This is a genomic window from Streptomyces sp. WAC 01529 (genome assembly GCF_003945545.1).
Classification (GTDB): domain Bacteria; phylum Actinomycetota; class Actinomycetes; order Streptomycetales; family Streptomycetaceae; genus Streptomyces; species Streptomyces anatolicus.
Window position 1 is genome coordinate 6,998,805 of record NZ_CP029617.1, and the last position, 25,334, is coordinate 7,024,138.

Here is a 25,334-nt window from a genome sequence, read left to right on the forward strand (position 1 = left end):
GGAGAAGAGGTGGTCCCATGCGTACAGCACGCACGGCCGCGGCCCTCGTCGCGGTGATCGCGCTCGCGGGGTGCAGCGGTTCCGGCGGCAAGGACGGCGAGGACACGTCGGGGGACGGCTCGGGCGGCAAGGGAGTGAACACACCCCGCCTCAAGATCGCCATGGTCACGCACTCGGGCGAGGGCGACACCTTCTGGGACATCGTGCAGAGCGGCGCCAAGCAGGCCGCCCGCAAGGACAACGTCGAGTTCCTCTACGCCAACGACAAAGAGGGCAAGGGACAGGCCGAGCTCGTCCAGTCGTTCGTCGACAAGAAGGTCGACGGGATCGTCGTGACGCTGGCCAAGCCCGAGGCGATGAAGTCCGTCCTCGCCAAGGCGGAGGCAGCGGGGATACCGGTCGTCACGATCAACTCCGGGGCCGAGCACTCCGCGGAGTTCGGCGCGCTCGGCCACATCGGCCAGGACGAGTCGGTGGCGGGCGAGGCGGTGGGCGACGAGCTGAACGAGCGCGGCAGGAAGAAGGCGCTCTGCGTCATCCACGAACAGGGCAACGTCTCCCTCGAACAACGCTGCGCCGGTGTGCGGAAGACCTTCGACGGCCCGGTCGAGAACCTGAACGTCGAGGGCACCAACGCGCCCGGCGCCCAGTCCTCCATCAGCGCGAAGCTCCAGGCCACCAAGGGCATCGACGCCGTCGTGACGCTCGGCGCGCCCATCGCGGCCGTCTCCGTCAAGGCGAAGGAGGACGCGGGCAGCGAGGCGGAGGTCGACACCTTCGACCTGAACGCCGAGGTCGTCAAGCGCCTCAAGGCGGGGGAGGTGGGCTTCGCCGTCGACCAGCAGCCCTACCTCCAGGGCTACCTCGCCGTCGACGAGCTGTGGCTGTACAAGACCAACGCCAACGTCCTGGGCGGCGGCAAACCCGTCCTGACCGGCCCCGCGATCGTCACCGAGAAGGACGTGCCGAAGCTGGAGAAGTACACCGCCCGCGGTACCCGATGACCGCACGCGTGAACCGCGTGGTCGATACTTGGGCGGCCGGGGCCGGAGATCCGGACCGGCCGCACCGAGGAGCAGAACAAGAAGGGCACGGCGTCGTGGCAAGGGTTCAGACAGGGGTACGCGCGGTGGGCGCCGTACTGGTTGCGGTGCTCGGCGCGTCTTTGGTGGGGTGCAGCAGCACGGGCGGCAAGCGCGCCGAGGACGCCCGCAAGGCGGCGGCCGCCGGGGGCAGGGCGGCGGTGGACACACCGCGCTGGACCTTCGGCATGGTGACCCACTCGGGCGACGGCGACACGTTCTGGGACATCGTCCAGAGCGGTGCCAAGCAGGCCGCGGTCAAGGACAACATCAAGTTCCTCTACGCCCATGACGACGAGGCCCAGCAGCAGGCCCAGCTCGTGGACTCCTACATCGACAAGAAGGTCGACGGGATCATCGTCACGCTGGCCAAGCCCGACGCGATGAAGGGCGCGCTGGCCCGCGCCGAGAAGGCGGGCATCCCGGTCATCACGGTGAACTCCGGCTCCGCGGAGTCCAAGAAGTTCGGCGCGCTCACCCACGTGGGCCAGGACGAGACGATCGCGGGCGAGGCCGTCGGCGAGGAGCTGAACAAGCGCGGCAAGAAGAAGGCGCTGTGCATCCTGCACGAGCAGGGCAACGTCGGCCACGAGCAGCGCTGCGAGGGCGCCAAGAAGACCTTCGACGGCAGGATGCAGAACCTGTACGTGACCGGCACCAACATGCCCGACGTGCAGTCCTCCATCGAGGCCCGCCTCCAGACCGACAAGTCGGTCGACGCGGTCGTCACGCTCGGCGCGCCCTTCGCGGACGCCGCCGTGCAGGCCAAGGAGGGCGCGGGCAGCAAGGCCGAGATCGACACGTTCGACCTGAACGAGAAGGTCGCCGCCGGCCTGAAGTCCGGCTCCCTCGGCTTCGCCGTCGACCAGCAGCCCTACCTCCAGGGCTACCAGGCCGTCGACCTGCTCTGGCTGTACAAGTACAACGCCGACGTGCTCGGCGGCGGCAAGCCCGTCCTGACCGGGCCGCAGATCGTCACCAAGGACCAGGCCGCCGAGCTCGAGGAATACGCGAAGCGAGGGACCCGATGACCGCCACAGCCCCGGCGCCGGCTCCGGACACCAAGGCCGACGAGCGCCTACTGAAGACGTCGCCGCTGAAGAAGCTCCTTGGCCGCCCGGAGCTGGGCTCCGTCGTCGGCGCCGTCGCCGTCTTCGTCTTCTTCGCGATCGTCGCGGACAGCTTCCTCCAGGCCACCAGCCTCGCCACGGTCCTGTACGCGGCCTCCACGATCGGCATCATGGCGGTGCCGGTGGCGCTGCTGATGATCGGCGGCGAGTTCGACCTGTCGGCGGGCGTCATGGTGACGACGTCCGCGCTGATCTCCTCGATGTTCAGCTACCAGATGACGGCGAACGTCTGGGTCGGCGTCCTCGTCTCGCTGATCGCCACCCTCGCGGTCGGCGTCTTCAACGGCGTCATGCTGACCCGCACCGACCCGCCGAGCTTCATCATCACGCTCGGTACGTTCCTGATGCTGACCGGCATGAACCTCGGCTTCACCAAGCTGATCAGCGGCACGGTCTCCACCAAGTCGATCGCCGACATGGAGGGCTTCTCCTCCGCCAAGGAGGTCTTCGCCTCGTCGGTCACCATCGGCGGCGTCGACTTCAAGATCACCATCGTGTGGTGGCTCGCCCTGATCGCGGTCGCCACCTGGATCCTGCTGCGTACGCGCGTAGGCAACTGGATCTTCGCGGTGGGCGGCGGCGAGGAGGCGGCCCGCGCGGTCGGCGTCCCCGTCGCCGCGACCAAGATCGGCCTCTATATGGGTGTCGCCTTCGGCGCCTGGATCTCCGGCCAGCACCTTCTCTTCTCGTACGACGTCGTCCAGTCCGGCGAAGGCGTCGGCAACGAACTGATCTACATCATCGCGGCCGTCATCGGCGGCTGCCTGATCACGGGCGGCTACGGCTCGGCGGTCGGCGCGGCCGTCGGCGCGCTGATCTTCGGCATGGTCAGCAAGGGCATCGTGTTCGCCGAGTGGAACCCCGACTGGTTCAAGTTCTTCCTCGGCGTGATGCTGCTCCTGGCCACCCTGCTCAACCACTGGGTCCGCAAGCGCGCGGAGGCGACGAAATGACGGAAGCGACCGACGCGACGCCCGTGACGGAGCGCACGCCGCTCGTCGAGCTGGACGGCGTCAGTAAGTACTACGGCAACATCCGCGCCCTCGAAGGGGTCTCCCTGGAGGTGCACGCGGGGGAGATCTCCTGCGTGCTCGGCGACAACGGCGCCGGCAAGTCGACCCTCATCAAGATCATCGCGGGGCTGCACCAGCATGACGCGGGCGGCTTCCGCGTCGAGGGCGAGGACGCGAAGCTGGGCTCGCCGCGCGAGGCCCTTGACCGGGGCATCGCCACCGTCTACCAGGACCTCGCCGTGGTCCCGCTGATGCCGGTCTGGCGGAACTTCTTCCTCGGCTCCGAGCCGACGAAGGGCGTCGGCCCCTTCAAGCGCATGGACGTCGACTTCATGCGCGAGACGACGCGGGCGGAGCTGCTGCGCATGGGCATCGACCTGCGCGACGTGGACCAGCCGATCGGCACGCTCTCGGGCGGCGAGCGCCAGTGCGTGGCGATCGCCCGCGCGGTCTACTTCGGCGCGAAGGTCCTGGTCCTCGACGAGCCGACCGCGGCGCTCGGCGTCAAGCAGTCGGGCGTCGTCCTCAAGTACGTGGCGGCCGCGCGGGACGCGGGCCTCGGCGTGGTCCTGATCACCCACAACCCGCACCACGCGTACCTGGTCGGCAACCGCTTCGTCCTCTTGAAGCGCGGCACGATGTCGGGCTCCTACACCCGCGACGAGATCTCCCTCGACGATCTCACCCGCGAAATGGCGGGCGGCAGCGAACTGGACGACCTCCGCCACGAACTGGAGCGCCGCTAGCAAGCGCCCCGTAAGGGGCGCGGGGAACTGCGCGACCAGCCACGGCCATGCCGCAGACGCGTCTGCGTGGTCGCCCCGCATGGCGACTGCGGCTTTTCATGGGCTGAGCGCGCAGTTCCCCGCGCCCTGCGGGGCGCAAAGCCCGGGGCACCCGGGGTGCCCGTTGTGCGCGCCCCCGCGAGCGTGAGGCAGAATCGCCGCAATGAGCACCTACCGCGACCTCGCACACCGCGGCTCCGCCCGAGCCACCGTCCTGCGAACCGTGGGCACGAGGGAGCGCCGGTCCCATCTGACGGCGCCCCGCGTCCCCACGGTCGGCATCGACATCGGCGGCACGAAGGTGATGGCGGGCGTCGTCGACGCCGACGGCAACATCCTGGAGACGCTCCGCACGGAGACCCCGGACAAGTCCAAGAGCCCCCGCGTCGTCGAGGACACCATCGTCGAGCTGGTCCTGGACCTCTCGGACCGCCACGACGTGCACGCGGTCGGCATCGGCGCGGCCGGCTGGGTCGACGCGGACCGCAACCGCGTCCTGTTCGCCCCGCACCTGTCCTGGCGCAACGAACCCCTCCGCGACCGCATCTCCGGGCGCCTCGCCGTCCCCGTCATGGTCGACAACGACGCGAACACCGCCGCCTGGGCGGAGTGGCGCTTCGGCGCGGGCCGCGGTGAGGACCACCTCGTCATGATCACGCTCGGCACCGGCATCGGCGGCGCGATCCTGGAGGACGGCCAGGTCAAGCGCGGCAAGTTCGGCGTCGCCGGCGAGTTCGGCCATATGCAGGTCGTCCCCGGCGGCCACCGCTGCCCGTGCGGCAACCGAGGCTGCTGGGAGCAGTACAGCTCGGGCAACGCGCTGGTCCGCGAGGCCCGCGAACTGGCCGCCGCCGACTCCCCGGTCGCGTACAACATCATCGAGCGCGTCAAGGGCAACGTCCCCGACATCACCGGCCCCCTCATCACCGAGCTGGCCCGCGAGGGCGACGCGATGTGCGTGGAGCTGCTCCAGGACATCGGCCAGTGGCTCGGCGTGGGCATCGCGAACCTCGCCGCCGCCCTCGACCCGTCCTGCTTCGTCATCGGCGGCGGTGTCAGCGCGGCCGACGACCTCCTGATCGGCCCCGCCCGCGACGCGTTCCGCCGCCACCTCACCGGCCGCGGCTACCGCCCCGAGGCCCGCATCGCCCGCGCCCAGCTCGGCCCCGAGGCGGGCATGGTGGGCGCCGCCGACCTGGCCCGCCTGGTCGCCCGCCGCTTCCGCCGCGCCAACCGCCGCCGCGTCGAGCGCTACGAGCGGTACGAGCGCTACGCCGAGGCCCGCCGCACCGACGACCGCACTTCGCAGGGAACCTTGTAGATGACCGTGCCCCGCCAGCCCTCGTCCCCGGATCTGCCCGGCGCCCCCGAGCCGGGCCGCGACGGAGGCAGGACCGAGGACCGCCGCCACATGATCCGCCGCCGCTGGCTGACGGCGACGATCATCGTCCTCCTCATCGGCATCCCCGCCGGCTACCTGGTGATCTCCGCGAACCAGAGCCGCAACAGCGGCCGCGACAAGGAGGACAAGTACTCCGCGACCGGCCTCACCGAGGGCTGGCCCTCCAAGGTGCAGCGCCGCCTGTACGACGTGCCGATCCCCCCGTACTCCGCGGAGGTCGCCTACTACGAGACGAACAACTGGCGCACCAGCCGCCTCTACGTCCAGTTCCTCACGAGCAACGAGGGCCTGGCCAAGTTCCTCAAGCAGATCGGCACGACCGAGAGCAAGCTGAAGCCGAAGGACCTCACGATCAGCAAGCGCGACCGGAACGTCGTCGGCTGGGAGTTCACGGGCCCGGGCCCCTGGTCGGGCCTCACCCGCGAACAGAAGGACCCGGCACCGACACAGGACGTGGTCGTGGACCGCGCGAATCCGGAGCATCCGATGGTGTACGTGGTGTCGACGACGACGCCCTGACGGCATGTGGGACAGCGGCCGGGTCAGGACCGCCGGCTCTTGGCCCACCCCTCGTACACAGCGGCCGCCACCCCCAGATCCTCCCAGGCCATCCCCGCGGACTTGAACAGCCGCGGGCGCCCTTCCTCAGGGGTGACCTCACCCCTGACCAGGGCGGCCAGCGTGTGCAGGCGGGTCATGTCGAAGGCGCCTTCGCCCGCCGCGAGCAGCAGGTCGCCGCACTCCCGCGCCGCCACGTCGTGGGACTCCGCGACCACCGTGGCGCGGCCCACGAGGGCGGCGTCGACCTCGCGGGCGTCCGGCTCGTGGGAGCCGACCGCGGCGACCGTCGTGTGCGCGGGGAGCAGCGCGCTGTCGAAGAGCGGGGTGCGGGCCGTGGTGCAGCAGCAGACCACGTCCGCGTGGGCCACGTCGTCGGGCGTCGCCGCGGCCGCCGAGAGGCCCGCGGCGCGGCAGCGGTCGGCGAAGGCCGCGACCCGGTCCGCGTTCCGGGCGACCACGTCGACATGCTCCAGGGCGGGCCGCACCGTGCGCACCGCCTCCACGTGCCCCCACGCCTGCGGCCCCGTACCGAAGACGAGCAGGCGCCGGGTGTCGGCCACGGCCAGGCGCCGGATGGCCAAGCCGGTCACCGCGGGAGTGCGCAGCGACGTCAGCGCGATGCCGTCGAGCATCGCCAGGGGAGCGTGGGTCACGCCGTCCAGAAGGACGTAGAGCCCCTGGATGCGGGGGAGACCACGGTCCGGATTGGCGGGCGTCACCGTGGCGAGCTTGACGCCCGCGTACGAAGCGGTGGCCGACGGCATCATGAGCAGCTGCCCACCGGGTATGCCCACGACACCGCGCGCGGGCTCCGCCTCCGGGTCCAGACCCGAGGTGAGCACCGCCTCCAGCGCGTCGATGGCGGCGGACATGGGGACGAGGCGGGTGATCGCGGCGGCGTCGAGGTGGGGTGGGGCGGGGGACGGAGTCCGACTGCTCTGGTCGCTCTGGTCGTGCATGGGGTGGCGGTTCCTTGGTGTGAGCGTGCTGGCGGTGGTGGAGGTCTGTGGGGTGTTTTCTGTCCAGCGCCGCTTCCCGCAACCCTCTGCCACCCGCGGATCATCGCCACGCTGTCGGACATGACGGCGCAATGACTTTGGCCTGTTGCTGCCGAGGCGATCTGGAGCGGCGCGGTCCCCGCCCTCCCGCTGGGGCGCGGGCCTAATTCAAGAGTTCGATCTGCGCTCGGCTCGAGGGCGCCCGGGGAGGAGTATCTGTGCAGTTCGGGAGATGAGGCCGCTCCGGTCCACTCCGCGGCGACGTTGGATCCGCACGGCACGGCGCACAGTGCGCCGGTCATGGACCGACCAAAACAACCCGTGTGGGGAGTGTGAATCATGACTGCGACCGTTCCGGTGGCCACCGAGCGTCGCGTCCTTGCCCGAGCTCTGGGCGTGACAAAGATGTACGGCAAAGGTGAGGCGCAAGTCGCGGCACTGCGTGGAGTGAACGTCGACTTCGCGGCGGGCGAGTTCACGGCCATCATGGGGCCGTCGGGCTCCGGGAAATCAACGCTCATGCACACATTGGCCGGCCTTGACACCGTGACGGACGGTGAGGTGTTCATCGGTGACACCCGGGTGAGCGACATGTCCGACAAAGAGCTGACCGTGCTCCGCCGGACCCGGATCGGCTTCATCTTCCAGCAGTTCAACCTTCTTCCGACGCTTACCGCGGAGGAGAACATCCTGCTGCCGCTGTCGATCGCGGGGCGCAAGCCGTCGAAGGACTGGTTCGACCGGGTGATCGACACCGTGGGCCTGGCGCAGCGACTGGACCACCGACCCGACCAGCTCTCCGGCGGTCAGCAGCAGCGCGTGGCCTGCGCCCGTGCGTTGGTCTCCCAGCCGGAAATCATCTTCGCCGACGAGCCGACCGGCAATCTGGACTCCGTCTCCGGCACCGAAGTGCTCGAGTTCCTGAAGAACTCGGTCCGTACCCTCGGCCAGACAATTGTCATGGTCACGCATGACCCGCGCGCGGCGTCCTACGCGGACCGTGTCATCTTCCTGGCCGACGGCCGCATCGTGGGCGACTTGAACGAGCCGACCGCGGACGCCGTCATCGACACGATGCGCTCGCTCGACGACCGGGCGCGGGTGGCCTGATGCTGAAGTTCACCCTCAAGAGCTTGCTGTCGCGCAAGCTCCGGCTGGTCCTGTCCGGCCTCGCGGTCCTGCTCGCGGTGATGTTCGTGTCCGGTTCGATGGTCATCAAGGACACCCTGAACCGTTCCATCGACGCCCAGTTCGCCGGCGCCCACGACGACATCGACCTGCATGTGGCGCTCAAGCCGAGAGTGAAGTCCGCGGCTTCCGACGACGTGTCGGTGGTGCCGCCGCTGGACCGCGCGACCGTCGATCGCGTGGCCAGGGTCTCCGGTGTCGCCGGGGCCAGTGGCCTGGTACGCGCCGAAGGCGCCCGCGTCATCGGCAAGGACGGCAAGGTCGTGCCGGGCACCGGCGGCCCCCGGTACGGCGAGAGCTGGCGCGAGCGGAGCGAACTGACCACCCTGCGCTCGGGCCATGAACCGCGTACGGACGCGGAGGTGGCCATCAACGCGGGCCTCGCCGAGAAGGCCGGGCTCAAGGTCGGTGACCGGGTCGGCGTGCTGACGAACGAACCCAAGCGGACGTTCGTCGTCGTCGGCGTCTTCGGGTTCTCCGACGACCGCGACTCCATCGGCGGCGAGCAGACGGTGGCCTTCACCGAACCTGTCGCCCAACGGCTGATGCTCGGTCGGACCGGCGGTTACTCCGGGGTACGGGCGACCCTCGCGCCCGGCGCCTCGGTCGCTGACGTCCAGTCCTCGCTCGCCAGAGAACTCGGCCCGCGCTACGACGTGCTGACGGGCAAGCAGCTGGCCGAGAAGGAGTCCGACGAGTCACGCGGCATCCTGGACATGATGGGCACGCTGCTCCTCGGTTTCGCCGGTGTCTCGGTCTTCGTCGGAATCTTCCTGATCGTCAACACCTTTTCGATCATCATCGCCCAGCGGATGCGCGAACTCGCTCTGCTGCGGGCCCTGGGCGCCAGCCGCAAGCAGATGATCGGCTCCGTGCTCGTGGAGTCGTTCGTCGTGGGCCTGGTCTCCTCGGCCCTGGGCCTGGCCGCCGGGATCGGAGTCGGGGCGGTCGGCGCCGACATGCTGGCCTCGTCGACCGACGGACTCCAGGTGGCCGCGCTAGGGGTGCCCGCCGGCGCCGTGGTCGTCTCCTTCGCGGTGGGCATCCTGGTGACGATGCTGGCCGCGCTCTTCCCGGCCGTACGCGCTTCAAAGGTCGCCCCCATCGCGGTGATCCGCGCCGGCGCGACGCAGCAGGGCAGGCATCGCAAGCAGACGTGGGCCGGAGCGGTCCTGCTCGGCCTCGGCGTGCTGCTCCTCGGTCTCGGGCTCTTCGGGGCCGACGGCGCCTCCATGGTCATCGTCGGCGTCCTGCTGGCCTTCATCGGCGTCTCGCTGCTCACCCCGCTGATCAGCAAGCCCTCGGTGGAGGTGCTGGGCGCACTGTTCGCCCGCGGGGCGCCCGGCGCCCTCGGCCGCCGCAACTCCGCCCGCAACCCCCGCCGTACCGCTATCACCGCCTCGGCGATGATGATCGGGGTGGCGCTGGTCACGGCGATCAGCACAGTGGCCGCTTCTGCCGAGGACAGTGTCACCCAGGACATCAACCGTGACCTGAAGGCCGACCTGGTGGCCTTGGGTGACGCCGGTTCGGCCGCCTCGGCCACCATCGACCCGGCCGCGCTCGCCAGGGTCGCGGAGGTCCCGGGTGTCCGGAGCGTCGCCGCCGCGACGCTTGACACCGCCAAGTCGGGCAAGGGGAGCCAGCCGGTGGCCGCCTGGCAGGACTGGACGAAAGCCCGTGAGGTGCTCGGCCTCAGGACGGCTGACGGGACCATCGAGACCCTGGCCCCCCGAACCGTGCTCATGAACGAGAGCACCGCCAAGAGCCGTGATGCCGAGGTCGGCGACCGGATCACCCTCCAGTTCCAGCGCGGTGAGGCCCGCACCTACCGCGTCGCCGGTGTCTTCGCCGACTCCACGCTGTCGAACGGCGTGGTCGTGCCCTGGACCGACGCCGAGGCCGGCTTCCGGTCCAAGCAGCCTTCGCAGGCGTACTTCCAACTGGCGGACGGAGCGGACGAGTCCAAGGCCCGAGCGCGGATCGATGCCCTGCTCAAGGACAGCCCCGAGGTCACGGTGAAGACCCGTGGCGAGGTGATCGAGATGTTCAGCGGCGCCTTCGCCACGATGCTCGCGGTCGTCCAGGGGCTCCTCGGCGTGGCGATGCTCATCGCGGTCCTCGGCATCGTTAACACCCTGGCGCTGTCGATCCTCGAGCGGACGAGGGAGATGGGCATGCTCCGGGCGATCGGCCTGAGCCGGGGTCAGACCGTACGAATGATCATGACCGAGTCGGTGGTGATCTCACTCTTCGGCGCGCTGCTCGGACTCGTGGTCGGCAGTGTGCTCGGCCTCGCGGTGGCCCGCGCCATGGAGGACCAGGGGATCAGCCGGCTCGCACTCCCCTGGGGGCAGCTGCTGGCCTACCTGATCGGTGCGGTGGTCGTCGGTGTCATCGCCTCACTCGCACCCGCCCGGCGCGGCGCCCGCCTCAACGTTCTCGCGGCCATCAGCCATGGCTGACCGAGGTCCCCTCGTTTGAGCCGACCCCCGGGCTTCACGCGCGGACGGTCGAAGGCGCCTTTGGGAGCCCCCGAAGGCGCCTTCTGCATGAACCGGGTACCCATCGGCCGCCAGGAGGCAGCTTCCTGCACCTTCCATTGTCCTCATACCGTAAGTGGGCTGGTATGTAGAGGAATTCAAGGTACTTCCGGCAGCACGGAGCGGGAACTGCCTTGGACTCGCTTGTGTTCACCAAGAGACAGGGGGAGTGATGCACGAGCGTGAGTTCCGGGCTTTTGTTTCTGTGGCCGAGACCGGACGTATGGATCAGGCCGCGAAGGTGCTCGGCTATTCGCAGCCCGCCATCAGCTACCAGATCAAGTGCCTGGAGCAGATGCTGGGCACAAAACTCTTCACCCGCGATTCCACCGGGGCGAGACTCACCAGGGAAGGGCGCATGATACTGCCGTCCGCCCGGGCGGTGCTCGTCCTGATCGACAGCATGAAAGGCGTCTGCGCACCGGTGTGACCCGACTGGCTCCGGGCCCGGCCCATCCGGCCCGGAGCCGGGTCATCTCCCGCTGGCTCCAGCCGCGCGGCAGTCATCTGCAGCTTCATGCCACCCCTTTCGGAGAGCGTCACCCCACGGGCTGTCTTCCGCCTGTGCCATCTAACCCGGGCGGCGGAGGTGATCAATACCTGCGCAGGAGTCCTGGTGGGCGCACCGCCACGAACAATGGTGAGGATCTCCCCCCGCTGCCGCAGAAGGAAACATCATGACTGCCACTGATGCCCCCACCCCCGCCGTCCTGTCGCAACCCGTCCCACGCTGGGCCGAGTTGGCGGCCAGAGCCGTTCCTTGGTGCGTCCTGCCCTCGGGGCTCTGGCGGGTGGCCGTCATCATCGGCGTGCTCTTCGGCTGGCTGGAGGGCGAGACGAGCATCGCCGAAGAGGTGTACATGCTTGCCCTGACCGTGGTCTCCGAATTACTCGCGCTGCTCACCCTCGGTCTCGTCCGGCCCTGGGGCGAGATCCTGCCGCGCCGGCTTCCGCTGGTGGGTGGCCGGCGAATCCCGGTGGCCGCCGCGGTCGTTCCCGCAGCGCTGGGAGCGCTCGCCGTCACAGCGGTCTGCGTCTACTTCCTGCTGAACACGTTCATCTTCCACTTCCACCCGGAGCCGTTGGTCGGTACCGACGACAAGGACCCGTCGGGCACGATGAGCACCGGATGGGTGCTGGCCGTCTCCTATGGACCGCTGCTCGCCTGGGGCCCGCTGCTGGGCGCGGTCACCTACTCCTACTACCGCCGCCGGACGTGCGCTTCACGCCCCGCGTCCTGACGGCCGGCCCCCGCGGCCAAGAAATCTTCGATGCCCTAGAGGTGGCCCTCGGTGACCGTGAATGCCTGGAGAGTGATCACGGCCCCGGTCGGCCGGCCCGGCGTCCGCCATCCGCCGGGCCCTCTCGCCGCCCGGCCACCGAGGAGGCCGCGGACCGCGAAGAAGAAGACTCGTGCAATGCGTTATTCAATTCTCCTCATTGCGAACTCTCGAACGCGCGGCTGAACCGGTCACCAGAAAGTCTTGTTGTCCTCATTCCCAGATGCTTAAGGTTGAGCTGAATTCGGTGAGAGTTCCGGAAGGGGACAGCTCAATGGCCAATCCATTCGAGGATGACAACGCCGAGTACTACGTGCTCGTGAACGACGAGGGACAGTATTCGATCTGGCCCGTTTTCGCCGAGATTCCGGCGGGCTGGGAGTCCGTGCACGGCGCGGCTCCGCGCCAGGAGTGCCTCGACCATGTGAACGAGCACTGGACCGACATGCGCCCGCGCAGCCTCGCCGAGGCGATGGCCGCCCAGTCGTCCTGAACGGACCGGAATTTCCGCGAGACCGCATTAACTGACCGACGAGGAGAAAATCAACCATGTCCAACGTTGCCAGCGATCGCCGCTCGGCCATCAAGGAAATAGTCTGTGACATTCTCGAGCTCGAAGAGGACGAGGTGACGGAAACGAGCCTCTTCATCGAGGAGCACGGCGCCGACTCGCTGCGGGCCATCGAAATCCTGGCTGCGCTGGAGAAGGAGTTCGGCATCACCATCGACCAGTCCGAGCTGGCCCAGATGATCAACCTCGAGGCGGTCTACAAGGTGGTTGCCGAGGCCCCCGCCCGCTGACCCTGCCCAGCAGCTCTGCCGATGCAAGGTCTGAAGGTCTGAAGGGGAAACAGTATGTCCTCAGCAAGCCCCGGCGCCGGAACCGGGAAACGCCGGGTGGTTCTCACCGGCTTCGGAGTCATCTCCAGTATTGGCATCGGGGCCGAGGAATTCACCGGCAGCCTGCGGGCCGGCCGTAGCGGTGTCAGCCCTATATCGGTGTTCGACGTCGAAGGCTTCGCGCATGTCAACGGCTGCGAGGTCACGGGGTTCGAACCCGAGGAGTGGATCTCCCGCACCCCCGTGCGGGAGCTGGGTCGTGCCAGCCGCTTCGCCGTCGCGGCGGCGCGGATGGCAGTACAGGACGCTGGTCTGGACCCCGTGGAACTCGCCGGCCGACGGGGACTGATCTCCGTCGGCACCACGGACGGCGAGTCCTACGAACTGGACCAGCTGGTGGCCGCCGAACTCGCCGACGGACCTCGGAACATGGACCCCGAGGTCGTCAGGCGAGTCTCGGCGGCCCGGCTCTCCACCGCCATCGCGCAGGAGCTGGAGCTCACCGACATCGAGGCTCCCACCATCGCGACCGCCTGTTCCGCGGGCAACTACGCCATCGGTTACGGCTTCGACGCGGTGAGCTCGGGGGAGGTGGAGTTCGCCCTGTGCGGCGGCGCCGACGCGATGTGCCGCAAGACCTTCACCGGGTTCTACCGCCTCGGCACCATCGCCCCCGAGCACTGCCAGCCCTTCGATGTCGACCGCAAGGGCATTCTCACCGGCGAAGGAGCCGGTGTTCTGGTCCTGGAGACCCTGGACTCCGCGCTGGCCCGCGGTGCCACGATCTACGCCGAAGTGCTCGGCTACGGCCTCAACTGCGACGCGTACCACCAGGTCGCGCCCAACGGCGACAGCGTCGCGGAGTGCATCGCCATCGCTCTGGAGAACGCCGGGGTCAAGCCCGAGGAGGTCGACCTGATCTCGGCCCACGGCACCGGCACCAAAGCCAATGACATCACCGAGGCCGGAGCGATCCGCAAGGTGTACGGCGCCGCGACCCCCCGCACGATCTCCTTGAAGTCGATGCTCGGCCACACCATGGGCGCCGCGAGCGCACTCGGCGCGATCGCCTGCGGCCTCGCCATCACCCACGGCTTCATCCCGCCCACCATCAACCACCACAGGACCGACCCGGAGTGCGAGATCGACTGCGTGCCCAACCACGCCGTCGACGCCGACCTGCGAGTCGTCCAGAACAACGGACTCGCCTTCGGCGGCAACAACGCCATCGTGGTCCTGGGCAAGTACGAGGCGGACGGGGACCCGCGATGACGTACCCCATCCTCGGAACCGGCGCGGTCGCCAGCATCGGAGCCGACCCGGACGAGATCTTCGACAGCCTCTGTGCCGGCCGCAGCGGACTCGCGCCGCTGCGCGCCTTCGACCGCTCCCGCTTCAACGCCCAGCAGCTCTTCGAGATCGACGACCGACAGACCGACGGCGTCGACGAGCCGGGCCGGGCCGGTCGCCTCCTCGTCGAGGCGGTGAGGCAGGCCGTGCTGGACGCGGGGCTCTCCGAGGACCTGGCCGAAATCCCGGTGCTCGTCGGCACCGGTCTGCGCGAACTGCGTTCCCTGGAGCTGTGGTGGCGTGACGGCATCCCGTTCGACGCCGACGGCCTCCACTTCGAGGACGTGCTCAAGCGCCGGTTCGGTGCTGTGGACACCCATACGTTCGCGGGCGCCTGCTCGGCCTCCCTGTACGCCCTCGCGCTGGTCTGGGACATGCTGGAACTCGGCGAGGCGGAGACGGTCGTCGTGGCCGGCTGCGACGTGGTGACGGAGAGCATGTTCGGCCAGGCCGACCGGGTCCAGTTCGATCCGCCCTCCTCGGTGCGTCCCTTCGACAAGGACCGCCAGGGCACGATCCTCGGGGAGGGAGCGGCCGCCATCGTCCTGAGCCGCTCCGTGCCCCCCGACCGCCCGGTCCGCGGCTGGCTGCGCTCGGTGGCCGTCAACTGCGATGCCCACCACCAGACCGCCCCCGACGCGGCCGGCGTCGAGAGCGCCATCCTCCTGGCCCAGGAGCAGGCCGGCGTCACTCCCGCCGAGATCGACCTGGTGATGCTGCACGGCACCGGCACACCGCTCAACGACCGTACGGAAGCCGCCGTGACCGCCCGCGTCTTCGACGGCCACGGACCGGCCCTCACCGGCATCAAGTCGCTGACCGGCCACACCTCGGGCTCGGCCGGCCTGCTCAGCCTGATCATGGCGCTGCGCTGCCTGGACCAGGGGGTGGTGCCGCCTGTAGCGGGCCTGGTCGACCCTCTGCCCGAAGGCGCGGGACTGCGGCTGGTGGCCGGCGAAAGCCTCCTCGCGCCGCTGGGACTGGCGCAGGTCAACAGCTTCGGTTTCGGCGGCGTCAACGCCGTGGCCATCGTGGGAGGTGCCGCATGACGCTCGCCGTCACCGGAATCGCGGTGGCCCTGCCCGGCGCGGCCGACGCCCGCGCCCTGCTCCAGCCGGTCCGCCCCGGCGCCGACCCGGTCGACCCGGCCGCCCTGATCGGCAAGAAGGGACTGCGCTTCAAGGACCGGGCCACCCAGCTGGGACTGGCCCTCGCCCAGGCCGCGCTCACCGACGCCGGGATCTGGCGAGACGGCGAACCGACCGTCCCCGGAGACCGGCTGGGCACCGTGGTCAGCTCCAACCTGGGCAACGCGGACACCGTCTGCAGGGCCGTGGAGACGATAGCCAAGGAGTCCACCGGCGCCCTCAGCCCGATGGACACCCCCAACGCCTCCAGCAACATCATCGCGTCGCAGACCGCGATCCGCTACGGCCTGCGCGGCCCCAACCTGACGGTGTGCAACGGCCGTACGTCCGGGCTGGACGCGCTTCGCTGGGCGGCCCTGATGCTCCGTACCGGCCGCGCCGACCACATGCTGGTCACCGGTGTGGAGCCGGACAACGAAGTGACCCGTCGGCTCGTCGACGGCCCGGTGGCCGACGGCGGTGCCGCCCTCGTCCTCAGCCGTCACGCCACCACTCGGGCGAAGGCTCTGCTCGGCCCGGTGATCCGCACCGCCCGGCACGTCGACACCGCCGAGGAGCTGACGCGGCGGGCGCCCGGCGGAGACCTCTGGCTCAGCGCCGACGACCAGCCCGTGCCCGGCTCCGCGCGACGCATCGCGCTCACCGGCTGGGGTGAACTCTCCGGTGCGCTCGGTGTGGTGCAGTGCGCCGGCGCGGTCGGCTGGTTCGCGCAGGGACGAAGCGGCCCCGTGTATGCCCTGGCCGGCTCGGCCGGAGCGGTGCTGTTCGCCCCGGAGCGCGCCGTATGAAGAACGTCGTACTGCTGCACGGGCTGGCGAACAACGAGGCGATCTGGGGGTCGCTCGCCGGGCACTGGCGGGCGGGAGTGGAGATCCACGCGCCCCGACTGCCGTGGCACGGCGGCGGCATTGCCGACTGGCGTCACGAGACCGACTCCGCGGCCCGGCTCCAGGACGTGCTCGACGCGGTTCCCGGCGGCCCGGACGTGGTGGTCGCCCATTCGTTCAGTTCTGTGGTGCTCCTCGAACTGCTCAGCCGCCGGGCAGCCGTCGCGGACCCACTGGACGTACCGGCCGTCGTCTTCGTCAACCCCTTCTACCGGAGTGACGCGGACAGCTTCCACTGGAACATGATCGCCCCCACCCTGGACGATTTTCCGCGCACCATGGCCGAGTCCATCAGGCTGCGGACGCCCGGCCACCCCATCGACGCGGAGCGCCTCGCGGACATGGCGCGACGGATGACGGAGTGGATCGGCCCCTACGGCTGGCTCCGGTTCTTCGACGCCTACCTGCGCACCCCGCTGCTGCGGGTGGACCTGGTCGAGACCCCGGCCCTGGTGATCGGCGGCGCGGCCGACCGGTCCGCGCCCGCGGAGCAAGCCCGCCACCTGGCCGCCCGGCTGCCCGCCGGCCGTTCGTTGACCGTGCCCGACTGCGGCCACTTCCCGATGCTCGAACAGCCTGCCTGGTTCACCGGCATCGTGCACACGTTCCTCGAGCAGATCCCGGACCGCTCCCGGCCTCTCGCAGGCGCCTGATCCCGGCACGTGGTTCCGCCCGTTCCGATACGTCCCGACACGAAGGAGTCCGTAATGGGCCCGACGCCCCATCCTGCTGTCACGGCTCTGCTGGAGGCGCCGACGACAGGGAGGCTGCGCCCTCTGTTCGAAGGCAACAACATCAGCTTCGCCATCGGCTTCAAGCACATCAACTACGTTGCCGAGGCAGCGGTCCTGAACCACTTCAGGGAGGCGGGGCTGCCGGTCGGCGCTCTCTACCGCCGGTACGGGCTCGGGTTCGACGTGGTCGACATCCATTCCCGGCTGGGCGCTCTGCTCGCCGTCGACGACGAGGTCGAGGCGGTGGTCACCCCGGCCGTCAAGGACGACTCGGACCGGCTCCGCTTCAAGGTCGAACTGTTCGTCGAGCGCGACGGCCGGCGCGTCAAGTGCGCGGGTTCCACGATCCTCGTGGCACTGCGCGTCGACGACCACATCAAGGCCGACGAGCCGTACCCCGCCGGTCTCGAGCGCTTCACCACCCCTCGCCTGGGCACCGGGGAGCGCCTGGAGATCGCCGCCACCCCGCGACCGTACGGCGAGTTCACGGCGGGACGTGGCACCACCGCCGATCCGGTGCTGAGCGAACTCATCGGTGAGACCAACGCGTTCGGCTGGCGCTGGCGGATGGGCTACTTCTACTGCCACTTCAACGAGCGCGTCCAGATGTCCGGCTTCCTGCGGGTGATGGAAGAGGTGGAGGACCTCTTCCTCGCCGACCGGGGGCTGGCCATCAAGGAAGTCCTCGACACCCGGGGCTGGATCCCCGTCGTCACCCAGTCCCGCATCGAACTGCTCGACGAAACCATCATGGAGGAGGAGCTCTACACGGTCTATACCGTCGAGAGCGTCTTCAAGTCGCTCCTCTACAGCACCCGTATGGACTGCTATGTGCTGCGCGACGGGCAGTTGGTGAAGACCGCCACCGGCACCATCACCCACGGCTACCTCCACGAGGTGGCCCCGAACCAGTGGGAGATGGCCGAGTTCGACGAATCCACCGTCACCGCCCTCACCACGCCTCGCAAGGTGGCCGCATGAGCACCCCGCTGAAGCACCGCCCGGTGATCACCGGCTGGTCGGCCGTGTCCCCGCACGGCATCGGCGCCGAGGCCCTGACCGAGGGCCTGCGCGCCGGGCGGTCCACGGACGCGCCGGTGGACACCGCGCGGTGGAAGGTACCCGCCACCCGGGCCCACCTGGTCCCCGGCTTCCAGACGCGCGAGGTGCTCGGCAAGAAGGGCACCCGTTCCATGGACCGGGTCACCGGCCTCGCCGTCGCGGCCGTCGGCTCCTTGCTCGACCAGCCGGGATCCGTACGGGAAGCGGAGACCGGCCAACGGGCGGCACTGGTGCTCGCGACCACCACGGGCAGCGCCGCCAGCATGATGGACTTCACCCGCAGCTCCCTGGAGGGCGCCCGGCCCTACGATGTCGACCCGGCCGTGATGCCCAACGCGGTGATGAACTGCGCGGCCGGGCAGTGTGCCATCTGGTACGGCATCAAGGGCCCCAACACCACGCTCGCCGGGGGGCGCGCGGCCGGTCTCCTCTCCCTCAACTACGCGATCCGGTTGCTGTCCTCGGGCCGCGCGGACACCGTGCTGTGCGCCGCGGCCGAGGAGTACTCGGCCGCCCGTCACTGGCTGGAGTGGCACAGCCGGGGCGCCGAGGCGCCGGACGTCGCGCTCGGCGAGGGGGCCGCGGTGCTGCTGGTCCAGCCGGCCACCGCGGTCACGCCCGAACGGCCCGCGCTCGCCGAAGTCCTCGCGGTACGGACCCGGGTGGCCACCGGCGAGCAGTGCCGCCCGGCGTTGGAGGCCTGCGTGCGCTCCGCGCTGGAGGCCGCCGGGGTGACCGCCGACGAGGTGTGGGCCGCGAGCCCGTCGGACGCGCCGGGCCACCTCGGCCGCCTGGAGCGCGAGATCCTCGGCCAGGTCTGTGGGAGCGGGGCGTTGGACCGGGTGCCGGCCGTCGGACGGCTCGGTGATGTCTCCGCCGCCTCCGGCTCGTTCCAGATCGCCATGGCGCTCGCGACCGCCGCCGACGATCCCGCGGCCGCCGGACGCGTCGTCCTGGTGACCTCCGCCGACCGCGACGGCTCCCTCGCCTGCGCGGTCCTGAAGCTCTCGGAGGCCCGATGACCACCGCGCCCAGCGCCCACGTGAGTCCCGTCGCCGCCGACGTGCGGGTGGAGACCCGGACCGAGGAAGGGCTGGCGGCCACCGCCCGTGCCGACGTGCTGGAGGCAGAGCCGGTGTTCACCGGCCACTACCCCGACTTCCCCATCTTCCCCGGGGTCTGCGTGCTGGAGTGCGTTCAGCGCGCGGCCACCAACGGGAGTGCCGCTCCGGACCCCACCGAACTCGCCGCCGTGGAGTCGGCGCGGTTCGCCGGAGCCGTCTACCCCGGAGACACCCTCAGCCTCAGCCTCAAATGGCGCCGTACCGACGGCGGTCTGCGCTGCGACGCCACCGCCGCCACCGAACGGGGCAGGGCGGCCACCGTACGGCTGCGCTTCGAGTACGCGGGAGGCGCACGATGACCACACCCGCACCGACCCTCCCACGGGTCGTCGATCTGCTCCCGCACCGCTATCCGATGCTGCTGGTGGACCGGGTGACCGAACTCGTCCCGGGCGAGCGGATCCGCGCCATCAAGGCGGTCACCCTCAACGAGCCCTGGTACGCGGGAATCTCACCGGACACTGTGCTCGACTACCCGCCCTCGCTGCTCATCGAGTCCTGGGGGCAGTCCGCCGGACTCCTCGCCTCGGCGGCCGCCGAGGCCCCGGCCGGGCAGGTCATGTTGTTCGGGTCGGTGGCCGACGCCGAGTTCCACCTGCCCGTACGACCGGGCGATGTGATCGAACACCGGGTTCGCGTCTCGCGAGCCCTCACCGACTCGGTGATCTTCGAGGGGAGCAGTCACCGCGGTGACGAGACGGTGATGACCGTGGCGCGCATGGTGATGGCCTTCCGCCCGGCGGAGCTGCTCCGCCCCCATGAGCCCGCCCCTACGACCCCCTCGCCCGCACCCACCGGAAGAGAGACCGTCCAATGACCGACAACCGACCCGTGGCCCTGATCAGCGGAGGCTCCCGGGGCATAGGCCGGGCCACGGTGCTGAAACTCGCGGCAGACGGCTACGACATCAGCTTCTGCTTCCGCTCGCAGCGGGAGGCGGCGGAGGTCCTCGCCAAGGAGGCCGAAGTACTCGGAGCCCGGGTGCTGCACCGCGGGGTGGACGTGACCGACGCGGCCGCGGTACGCGGCTGGGTGGCCGAGACCGAGAAGGACCTCGGCCCCATCGAGACCGCCGTCACCTCGGCCGGTATCACCCGTGACAAGGCACTGGTGATGATGTCCGACGACGAGTGGTCGTCGGTCCTCTCCACCAACCTCGACGGTGTCTTCCACGTCTGCCGGGCGGTCACCTTCGCCATGATGAAGCGCCGTCGCGGCAACATCGTCAACATCTCGTCGGTGGCCGGCGTCTATGGCAACGCCACCCAGACGAACTACGCCGCCTCCAAGGCCGGGATCAACGGATTCTCCCGGTCCCTCGCCAAGGAGGTCGGCCGCTACGGCATTCGCGTCAACTCGGTGGCACCCGGCTTCGTCGACACCGACATGGTGGCCGCCGTGTCGGAGCGCGTCCGCGGCGAAGCACTCGCCGACGTCGCGCTCGGCCGGATGGGCACCGCCGACGAGGTGGCCGAACTCGTCGCCTTCCTCGCCTCCGAGCGCGCCGGCTACATCACCGGATCCGTGGTCCAGATCGACGGGGGGATCGCCCTGTGAGCAGCACCCACCGCAGGAAGAAGCACCCGAGGTGGTACTTCTCGCTGCGCAGCCCCTACTCGTGGTTCGCCTACCGCGACCTCAGCGAGAAGTACCCGGACGTCCTCGACCGGATCGAGTGGATTCCGTACTGGGAGCCGGACGAGGACCTCACCCGGCTGCTCGCCGAGGCAGGCGTCACCCTGCCGGTGATGCCCATGCACCGTTCCAAGAACTTCTACATCCTGCGTGACGCGCGTCGCTGGGCGCACGCCCGCGGCTGGCAGGTGACCTGGCCGGTCGACCGTGCGCCGCACTGGGAGGTCTCCCACCTCGCCTACCTCGCGGCCGATGAGCAGGGAATGGGACGGCAGTTCGTCGACCTCGCCTACCGGGCGCGCTGGAATCAGGGTCTGGACCTCGCGGAACGCACGACCATCGCAGGCATCGCCGACCAGCTCGGCCTCGATCCGGCGATCGCCGACTCGGTCGACGACCCCGGGTTGCGGAAAAAGGGGGTGGACTGCCTGATCGCCGCCTACCACGACGATGCCTTCGGAGTCCCGTTCTTCATGCACGGCCGTGAGGCGTACTGGGGTGCCGAGCGGGTCGGGGCCTTCGTGGCCGCCGTCCGCGGCGAGGTGTGGGACGGAACCAGCGACGCCCCGTTCCACGCCCCTCCCTTCACGGCCGCCCCGGAAGACCGCCACACGGCGTGACAGGAGAGCGATGACCAGCGCAGGAACCGTCCGAGGCCACAGACGGGAGCGCCTCGGATGAGCGCCCACGACTGGCTGATGGACCAACTGGAGCGGAGCCAGGCACGTTTCCGGCTCATCCACCACGCCGCGGAGGGACGCACGGGACCCGCGAGCGTCCTCCGTCGGCACGCCATCGCCCAGGCGGCCAAGTGCCTGGTGATACGTGTCGCGACGGGGCGGCGCTCCCGGCGGTACGTCCTCGCGGTCGTGCCCGGTGACCGCAGAGTGGATCTCGACGGGCTCAGGGCCATATACGCGGGCGTGGAGGCCTCGTTCGCGGCACGCGACGTGGCCGAGCGGCTGGCGGGCAGCGTCAGCGGCTCCGTGATGCCCTTCGCCCGCCACCCCGAGCTGGACCTGGTGGTCGACCCGGACCTGCTCCTCCACGACGAGATCTTCTTCAACGCGGCCCGGCTCGACAGATCGGTGGCCCTCGCCACCGACGACTATGTGGCACTGGCCCGGCCGCGGGTGGAGCCCATCACCCAACAACCCCTGCCCAGCGGATGACAGCCCGGAGGACAACAGGATGAACGTCGGAACCCACCACACCGCACCGCCGGCAGCCGTCGACAGCGACCGGTGGTTCCGTCGGTACCGGCCAACGGCAGTCCCTCGCCGCAGGCTGCTCGTCCTGCCGCACGCCGGAGGCTCGGCGAGCTTCTTCCACGCCTGGGGTACCTCGTTCGGCCATGGCACGGAGGTGCTCGTCGCGCGCTACCCCGGGCGGCACGACCGGCTGACCGACCCGTGTATCGACACCATGGAAGAACTCGCCGACCAGGTCACCGCGGCACTCCTTCCCCTCCTCGACGTCCCGGTGACGCTCTTCGGACACAGCATGGGCGCGTCACTCGCTTATGAGGTGACGCTGCGGCTGCAGCGTGAGCACGGTGTGTGTCCCGCGGCACTCCATGTGTCCAGCCGCAAGCCCCCGCACACGCTGACTCCGCACGACGTGCACAAGAAGGGTGACGAGGCACTGATCGATGAGGTCCTTCGACTCGGTGGTACCGACGAGGCCCTGCTGGCCGATCCGGACCTCCGGGACATCGTCCTGCCGGCCATCCGGGCCGACTTCACGATCGTCGGCACCTACGGCCCGCGCGAGGCGGACCCGGTCCACTGCCCTGTGTACGCGTACATCGGGGACCAGGACCCGTCCCTCTCGGCGGCGGACATGTCCGGCTGGGGCGAGATCACGGCGGAAGGATTCCACCTCGACGTGCTGCCCGGGGGCCACTTCTACCTGGTCGACCAGCACGAGAATCTGGTCAGGAAGATCGCGCACCGCTCGCCGGCCGAGGGCTGACAGCGGCTCAGGAGGTGCCGCGCATCGCCGTGTAAAGGGCCCTGAGCATGAGGATCGCACTCACCGCCAGAACGTGGTAGCCGATCAGCGGGTACAGCTCCAGCTGCTGTGACACCCTGGGGCCCCTGCCCGTGCCGAACACCATCAGCATCACGCCCATCAGGCCGGTGCAGGTGGCCAGCAGGGTGACCGTCACCTGATGGATCAGACCGGAGACGAACCGTCGCTCCCGTTCGTCCGCGAGCACCCTGACGCGTACGCCCAGCCTGCCCTCCTCGAGCGAGGCGCTGATCCGCTCGGCCCGCCGAGGCAGCCTGCGCAGCATCGGCAGGATCGCCAGCACTTCTCCGGCCGCCGCGTGCAGCACGGACGAGACGGCCGGAGCGAACCCCTCGGCGGCCGCGCCCCCGCCCCCGCCGCGCCGCCCCGTCAGCCGGGACGTCAGCCGGTCCGCGCGCAGACCGAGGGCGTATCCCCGTGCCTCCTCGACGAGGTTGAACCCCGGAGCGAGCCGGGTGAGGGTGCCCTCGATGGTGGCCAACGCCCGGAACACCGCGGCGACCTCGGGGGGCACCGCGAGGCCGAACTGGGCGAACATCCGGAACAGCGCGGTGAACATCTCCGTGTCCGCCTGGGCGGTCACCCCCAGGTGCCGCGCCATGAAGCGCCCTAGCTCCCTCTCCAGCAGCAGGGGATCAGGCATCAGCTCCTCGTGCGTGGTGGCCCGGGTGCCGAGGAGGCTGATCAGCGCGTCGTGCAGTCCGGCCGGGTCCCCACGGTCCACTGACAGCAACAGTTCCTGGATGGCCATCTGCACCGACGGGTCGATGCGGCCGACCGACCCGAAGTCGATCAGCCCGATCCGCCCGTCCTTCAGCAGCAGCATGTTGCCCGGGTGGGGATCGGCGTGGAAGACGCCGACCTCGAGGATCTGGTGGAGCATGGAGCCGAAGGCGGTGCGGGCCACCTCCTCCCGGTCCAGGCCGTCCCGGTCGGCGACCTTGGCGGCCCGGTCGAGGGTCACGCCTTCCAGCCACTCCTGCACCAGGACCCGTGACGAGGTGCACTCGTAGTAGACCTGCGGAATCCGGACGGGTGCGTCGGGCTCCAGCCCGCCCGTCGCCTTCGCCACCGCGCTCGAATTGCGTGCCTCGATGTGGAAGTCGAGTTCCTCCCGCACGGATTCCACGAATCCGTCGCCCAGCTCACGCAGGCCGAGAGCCTGGGCGGAGCGGATGCCGCTCTGCACGCTGCGGCTGACGGCGAGCACGATGCCCAGGTCCCGCTCGACCGCTTCACGCATGCCGGGGCGTTGGACCTTCACGGCGACCGTGGGGCCACCCCGCAGCCGGGCCCGGTGCACCTGGGCGATGGAGGCGGCGGCCAGCGGTACGTGTTCGATCCACTCGAAGACCTGGGGAACCGGTTTGCCCAGTTCCTTGTGGAGTACCGCCTCCACCTCGGGCCAGGGCGCGGGCGGCACACTGCTCTGCAGCCGGCTCAGCTCGTCGATGAAGTGCGGCGGCAGGAGGTCACGCCGGGTGGAGAGCACCTGACCGAGCTTGATGAGTACGCCCCCGCACTCCTCGAGGGCCAGCCGGGCCGAGCGCGCGCACTGCTCTCCGTACGGCCCCGGCTGCATCGCACGGTGCCAGCCGCCCCGTCCGCGCAACATCCGGCCCAGCCCGTGCCGCACGAAGATCCGGCTGATCTGGGAGTAGCGGCGCGCCCGGCGCACCCGGTCGCCGAGGCCTCGCATCGCCTGCAGCGGCCTCGCCCAGCTGCCATAGGGGATGAAGACCTCGAGGAGCACCAGCGCGATCATCGCCACGAACAGAGCGAGGGGAATCTGCATGGTGGAGAGGGCGCCGAGGTCCTTGTCGCTGTTGTGCGTCACCTGTCCGTACGCGGCGATGGCCGCCACTCCGGCCAGTCCGGCACAGAGGGTGCGCAGCGGGCCGACCCTGATGCCCAGCAGTCGGCGGGAGGCCACGGAGACGCCGAAGGCGACGGGACCGAGCAGGATCGCGGCCGTCAGGGCGATCAACAGAGCGAGGGGTATGTCATCGATGACGCCGGTGGCCAGTAATGCCATGAAATCGCTCCCTCGGTAGGTCGCTGGTCACCCTAGGCGGAAAAGCACGGGGGCCAGCGGGGGGTGGCAGCTTCATGCAGCCGAGCCCCGGGCCACCTGTACAGAACCTGTATGCGGTCACCCGGATCCTGCAGGGGGAGACGGGGAATCGAGCAAGGATTCCGCCAGGGCGGCACCCCACTCTGTTGCGGCAGGACCTCAAGGTCCGGTCTGCGACAGAGGAGGCATCGTGAGCGAGGACCAGGAACATCCCACCAGCGTTCAACATCCCCTGGAACTGCTGGAAGAGATCGAGAGCCGGGGGGAGCGGGGGACGGAGGCACTGCTTGTCGACAGCCCGACTCCGTGGGCCAGACTGCTCGCCGAGTACGCCGACGCGTTGAACGAACTCGTCGCCCAGGGGTACAGGTTCGAGAACGCACCCGAAGTGCAGGGCTTCGACGAAGGCCACGCCGGCGGCTGCGGCTGACCTCCGAGAGGTACGCGTACGTCGGGGCCGACCG

27 protein-coding genes are annotated in these 25,334 nt (G+C 69.8%); 25 read left to right on the forward strand and 2 right to left on the reverse strand.

Annotation, left to right across the window (positions count from 1 at the left end; genetic code table 11):
- Positions 1-17 precede the first annotated feature (17 nt).
- From DMA15_RS31245 to DMA15_RS31270, 6 genes are all read left to right on the forward strand, one after another.
- Positions 18-1,004: a sugar ABC transporter substrate-binding protein gene (locus tag DMA15_RS31245; RefSeq protein WP_125516044.1), complete on the forward strand. Its 987-nt coding sequence runs from the start codon at positions 18-20 to the stop codon at positions 1,002-1,004.
- Between the two features lie 125 nt (positions 1,005-1,129).
- Positions 1,130-2,113 (forward strand): sugar ABC transporter substrate-binding protein, encoded by a 984-nt coding sequence (locus DMA15_RS31250; RefSeq protein ID WP_125518124.1) that lies wholly within the window; start codon positions 1,130-1,132, stop codon positions 2,111-2,113.
- Positions 2,110-3,165, forward strand: a complete 1,056-nt coding sequence (locus tag DMA15_RS31255) for an ABC transporter permease (protein ID WP_125516045.1) — start codon at positions 2,110-2,112, stop codon at positions 3,163-3,165. Before DMA15_RS31250 ends, DMA15_RS31255 begins: the two co-directional genes overlap by 4 nt.
- A complete protein-coding gene (locus tag DMA15_RS31260) occupies positions 3,162-3,971 on the forward strand; it encodes an ATP-binding cassette domain-containing protein (RefSeq protein ID WP_125516046.1) in 810 nt (269 codons plus the stop codon). Before DMA15_RS31255 ends, DMA15_RS31260 begins: the two co-directional genes overlap by 4 nt.
- Positions 3,972-4,173: 202 nt before the next feature.
- Positions 4,174-5,331, forward strand: coding sequence for an ROK family glucokinase (locus DMA15_RS31265; RefSeq protein ID WP_125516047.1), 1,158 nt, complete (start codon positions 4,174-4,176; stop codon positions 5,329-5,331).
- On the forward strand, positions 5,332-5,931 hold the full coding sequence (locus DMA15_RS31270; RefSeq protein WP_206302878.1) for a sugar kinase: 600 nt from the start codon (positions 5,332-5,334) through the stop codon (positions 5,929-5,931).
- 23 nt (positions 5,932-5,954) lie between these two features.
- Here the strand turns inward: DMA15_RS31270 and DMA15_RS31275 are convergent, their stop codons facing one another.
- The gene (locus DMA15_RS31275) at positions 5,955-6,932 is read right to left on the reverse strand and encodes an ornithine cyclodeaminase family protein (RefSeq protein ID WP_125516048.1); all 978 of its coding nucleotides are present in this window, start codon (positions 6,930-6,932) and stop codon (positions 5,955-5,957) included.
- A 378-nt stretch (positions 6,933-7,310) separates the two neighbouring features.
- Here DMA15_RS31275 and DMA15_RS31280 point away from each other — a divergent pair, with 378 nt between their 5' ends.
- From DMA15_RS31280 to DMA15_RS31365, 18 genes are all read left to right on the forward strand, one after another.
- Complete coding sequence (locus DMA15_RS31280) at positions 7,311-8,081, forward strand: ABC transporter ATP-binding protein (protein WP_125516049.1); 771 nt, start codon at positions 7,311-7,313, stop codon at positions 8,079-8,081.
- Positions 8,081-10,624 (forward strand): FtsX-like permease family protein, encoded by a 2,544-nt coding sequence (locus DMA15_RS31285; RefSeq protein ID WP_125516050.1) that lies wholly within the window; start codon positions 8,081-8,083, stop codon positions 10,622-10,624. Before DMA15_RS31280 ends, DMA15_RS31285 begins: the two co-directional genes overlap by 1 nt.
- 250 nt (positions 10,625-10,874) lie before the next feature.
- Entirely contained in the window at positions 10,875-11,132 is a 258-nt protein-coding gene (locus DMA15_RS31290) for a LysR family transcriptional regulator (RefSeq protein WP_125516051.1), read from the forward strand.
- Between the two features lie 247 nt (positions 11,133-11,379).
- Positions 11,380-11,943, forward strand: coding sequence for a hypothetical protein (locus DMA15_RS31295; RefSeq protein WP_125516052.1), 564 nt, complete (start codon positions 11,380-11,382; stop codon positions 11,941-11,943).
- Positions 11,944-12,256: 313 nt separating this feature from the next.
- Entirely contained in the window at positions 12,257-12,475 is a 219-nt protein-coding gene (locus DMA15_RS31300) for an MbtH family protein (protein WP_125516053.1), read from the forward strand.
- Positions 12,476-12,531: 56 nt separating this feature from the next.
- Positions 12,532-12,783 carry an acyl carrier protein gene (locus tag DMA15_RS31305; protein WP_125516054.1) on the forward strand — a complete coding sequence of 84 codons (252 nt, stop codon included), beginning with the start codon at positions 12,532-12,534 and terminating at the stop codon, positions 12,781-12,783.
- Positions 12,784-12,837: 54 nt separating this feature from the next.
- Positions 12,838-14,094 carry a beta-ketoacyl-[acyl-carrier-protein] synthase family protein gene (locus tag DMA15_RS31310; RefSeq protein WP_125516055.1) on the forward strand — a complete coding sequence of 419 codons (1,257 nt, stop codon included), beginning with the start codon at positions 12,838-12,840 and terminating at the stop codon, positions 14,092-14,094.
- Positions 14,091-15,221: a beta-ketoacyl synthase N-terminal-like domain-containing protein gene (locus DMA15_RS31315; protein WP_125516056.1), complete on the forward strand. Its 1,131-nt coding sequence runs from the start codon at positions 14,091-14,093 to the stop codon at positions 15,219-15,221. Before DMA15_RS31310 ends, DMA15_RS31315 begins: the two co-directional genes overlap by 4 nt.
- Positions 15,218-16,108 carry a beta-ketoacyl synthase N-terminal-like domain-containing protein gene (locus DMA15_RS31320; protein ID WP_125516057.1) on the forward strand — a complete coding sequence of 297 codons (891 nt, stop codon included), beginning with the start codon at positions 15,218-15,220 and terminating at the stop codon, positions 16,106-16,108. Before DMA15_RS31315 ends, DMA15_RS31320 begins: the two co-directional genes overlap by 4 nt.
- Entirely contained in the window at positions 16,105-16,860 is a 756-nt protein-coding gene (locus DMA15_RS31325) for an alpha/beta hydrolase (protein ID WP_125516058.1), read from the forward strand. Before DMA15_RS31320 ends, DMA15_RS31325 begins: the two co-directional genes overlap by 4 nt.
- 54 nt (positions 16,861-16,914) lie before the next feature.
- On the forward strand, positions 16,915-17,922 hold the full coding sequence (locus DMA15_RS31330) for a hypothetical protein (RefSeq protein ID WP_125516059.1): 1,008 nt from the start codon (positions 16,915-16,917) through the stop codon (positions 17,920-17,922).
- Positions 17,919-19,025 (forward strand): beta-ketoacyl synthase N-terminal-like domain-containing protein, encoded by a 1,107-nt coding sequence (locus DMA15_RS31335; protein WP_125516060.1) that lies wholly within the window; start codon positions 17,919-17,921, stop codon positions 19,023-19,025. The genes DMA15_RS31330 and DMA15_RS31335 overlap by 4 nt, the downstream gene beginning before the upstream one ends.
- Positions 19,022-19,426, forward strand: a complete 405-nt coding sequence (locus DMA15_RS31340; RefSeq protein ID WP_125516061.1) for a beta-hydroxyacyl-ACP dehydratase — start codon at positions 19,022-19,024, stop codon at positions 19,424-19,426. Before DMA15_RS31335 ends, DMA15_RS31340 begins: the two co-directional genes overlap by 4 nt.
- Positions 19,423-19,944 carry a beta-hydroxyacyl-ACP dehydratase gene (locus tag DMA15_RS31345; RefSeq protein ID WP_125516062.1) on the forward strand — a complete coding sequence of 174 codons (522 nt, stop codon included), beginning with the start codon at positions 19,423-19,425 and terminating at the stop codon, positions 19,942-19,944. The genes DMA15_RS31340 and DMA15_RS31345 overlap by 4 nt, the downstream gene beginning before the upstream one ends.
- The gene (gene fabG / locus DMA15_RS31350; protein ID WP_125516063.1) at positions 19,941-20,684 is read left to right on the forward strand and encodes a 3-oxoacyl-ACP reductase FabG; all 744 of its coding nucleotides are present in this window, start codon (positions 19,941-19,943) and stop codon (positions 20,682-20,684) included. Before DMA15_RS31345 ends, fabG begins: the two co-directional genes overlap by 4 nt.
- A complete protein-coding gene (locus DMA15_RS31355; RefSeq protein WP_125516064.1) occupies positions 20,681-21,382 on the forward strand; it encodes a DsbA family protein in 702 nt (233 codons plus the stop codon). The genes fabG and DMA15_RS31355 overlap by 4 nt, the downstream gene beginning before the upstream one ends.
- Before the next feature lie 57 nt (positions 21,383-21,439).
- The gene (locus DMA15_RS31360; protein WP_125516065.1) at positions 21,440-21,934 is read left to right on the forward strand and encodes a YbaK/EbsC family protein; all 495 of its coding nucleotides are present in this window, start codon (positions 21,440-21,442) and stop codon (positions 21,932-21,934) included.
- Between the two features lie 19 nt (positions 21,935-21,953).
- Positions 21,954-22,736 carry an alpha/beta fold hydrolase gene (locus DMA15_RS31365; protein ID WP_125516066.1) on the forward strand — a complete coding sequence of 261 codons (783 nt, stop codon included), beginning with the start codon at positions 21,954-21,956 and terminating at the stop codon, positions 22,734-22,736.
- A gap of 7 nt (positions 22,737-22,743) precedes the next feature.
- On the opposite strand, the gene DMA15_RS31370 is transcribed toward DMA15_RS31365, so the two are convergent.
- Positions 22,744-24,831 carry an AarF/UbiB family protein gene (locus DMA15_RS31370; RefSeq protein ID WP_125516067.1) on the reverse strand — a complete coding sequence of 696 codons (2,088 nt, stop codon included), beginning with the start codon at positions 24,829-24,831 and terminating at the stop codon, positions 22,744-22,746.
- A gap of 229 nt (positions 24,832-25,060) precedes the next feature.
- Here DMA15_RS31370 and DMA15_RS31375 point away from each other — a divergent pair, with 229 nt between their 5' ends.
- Positions 25,061-25,300, forward strand: coding sequence for a DUF6269 family protein (locus tag DMA15_RS31375; RefSeq protein ID WP_125516068.1), 240 nt, complete (start codon positions 25,061-25,063; stop codon positions 25,298-25,300).
- Positions 25,301-25,334 lie beyond the last annotated feature (34 nt).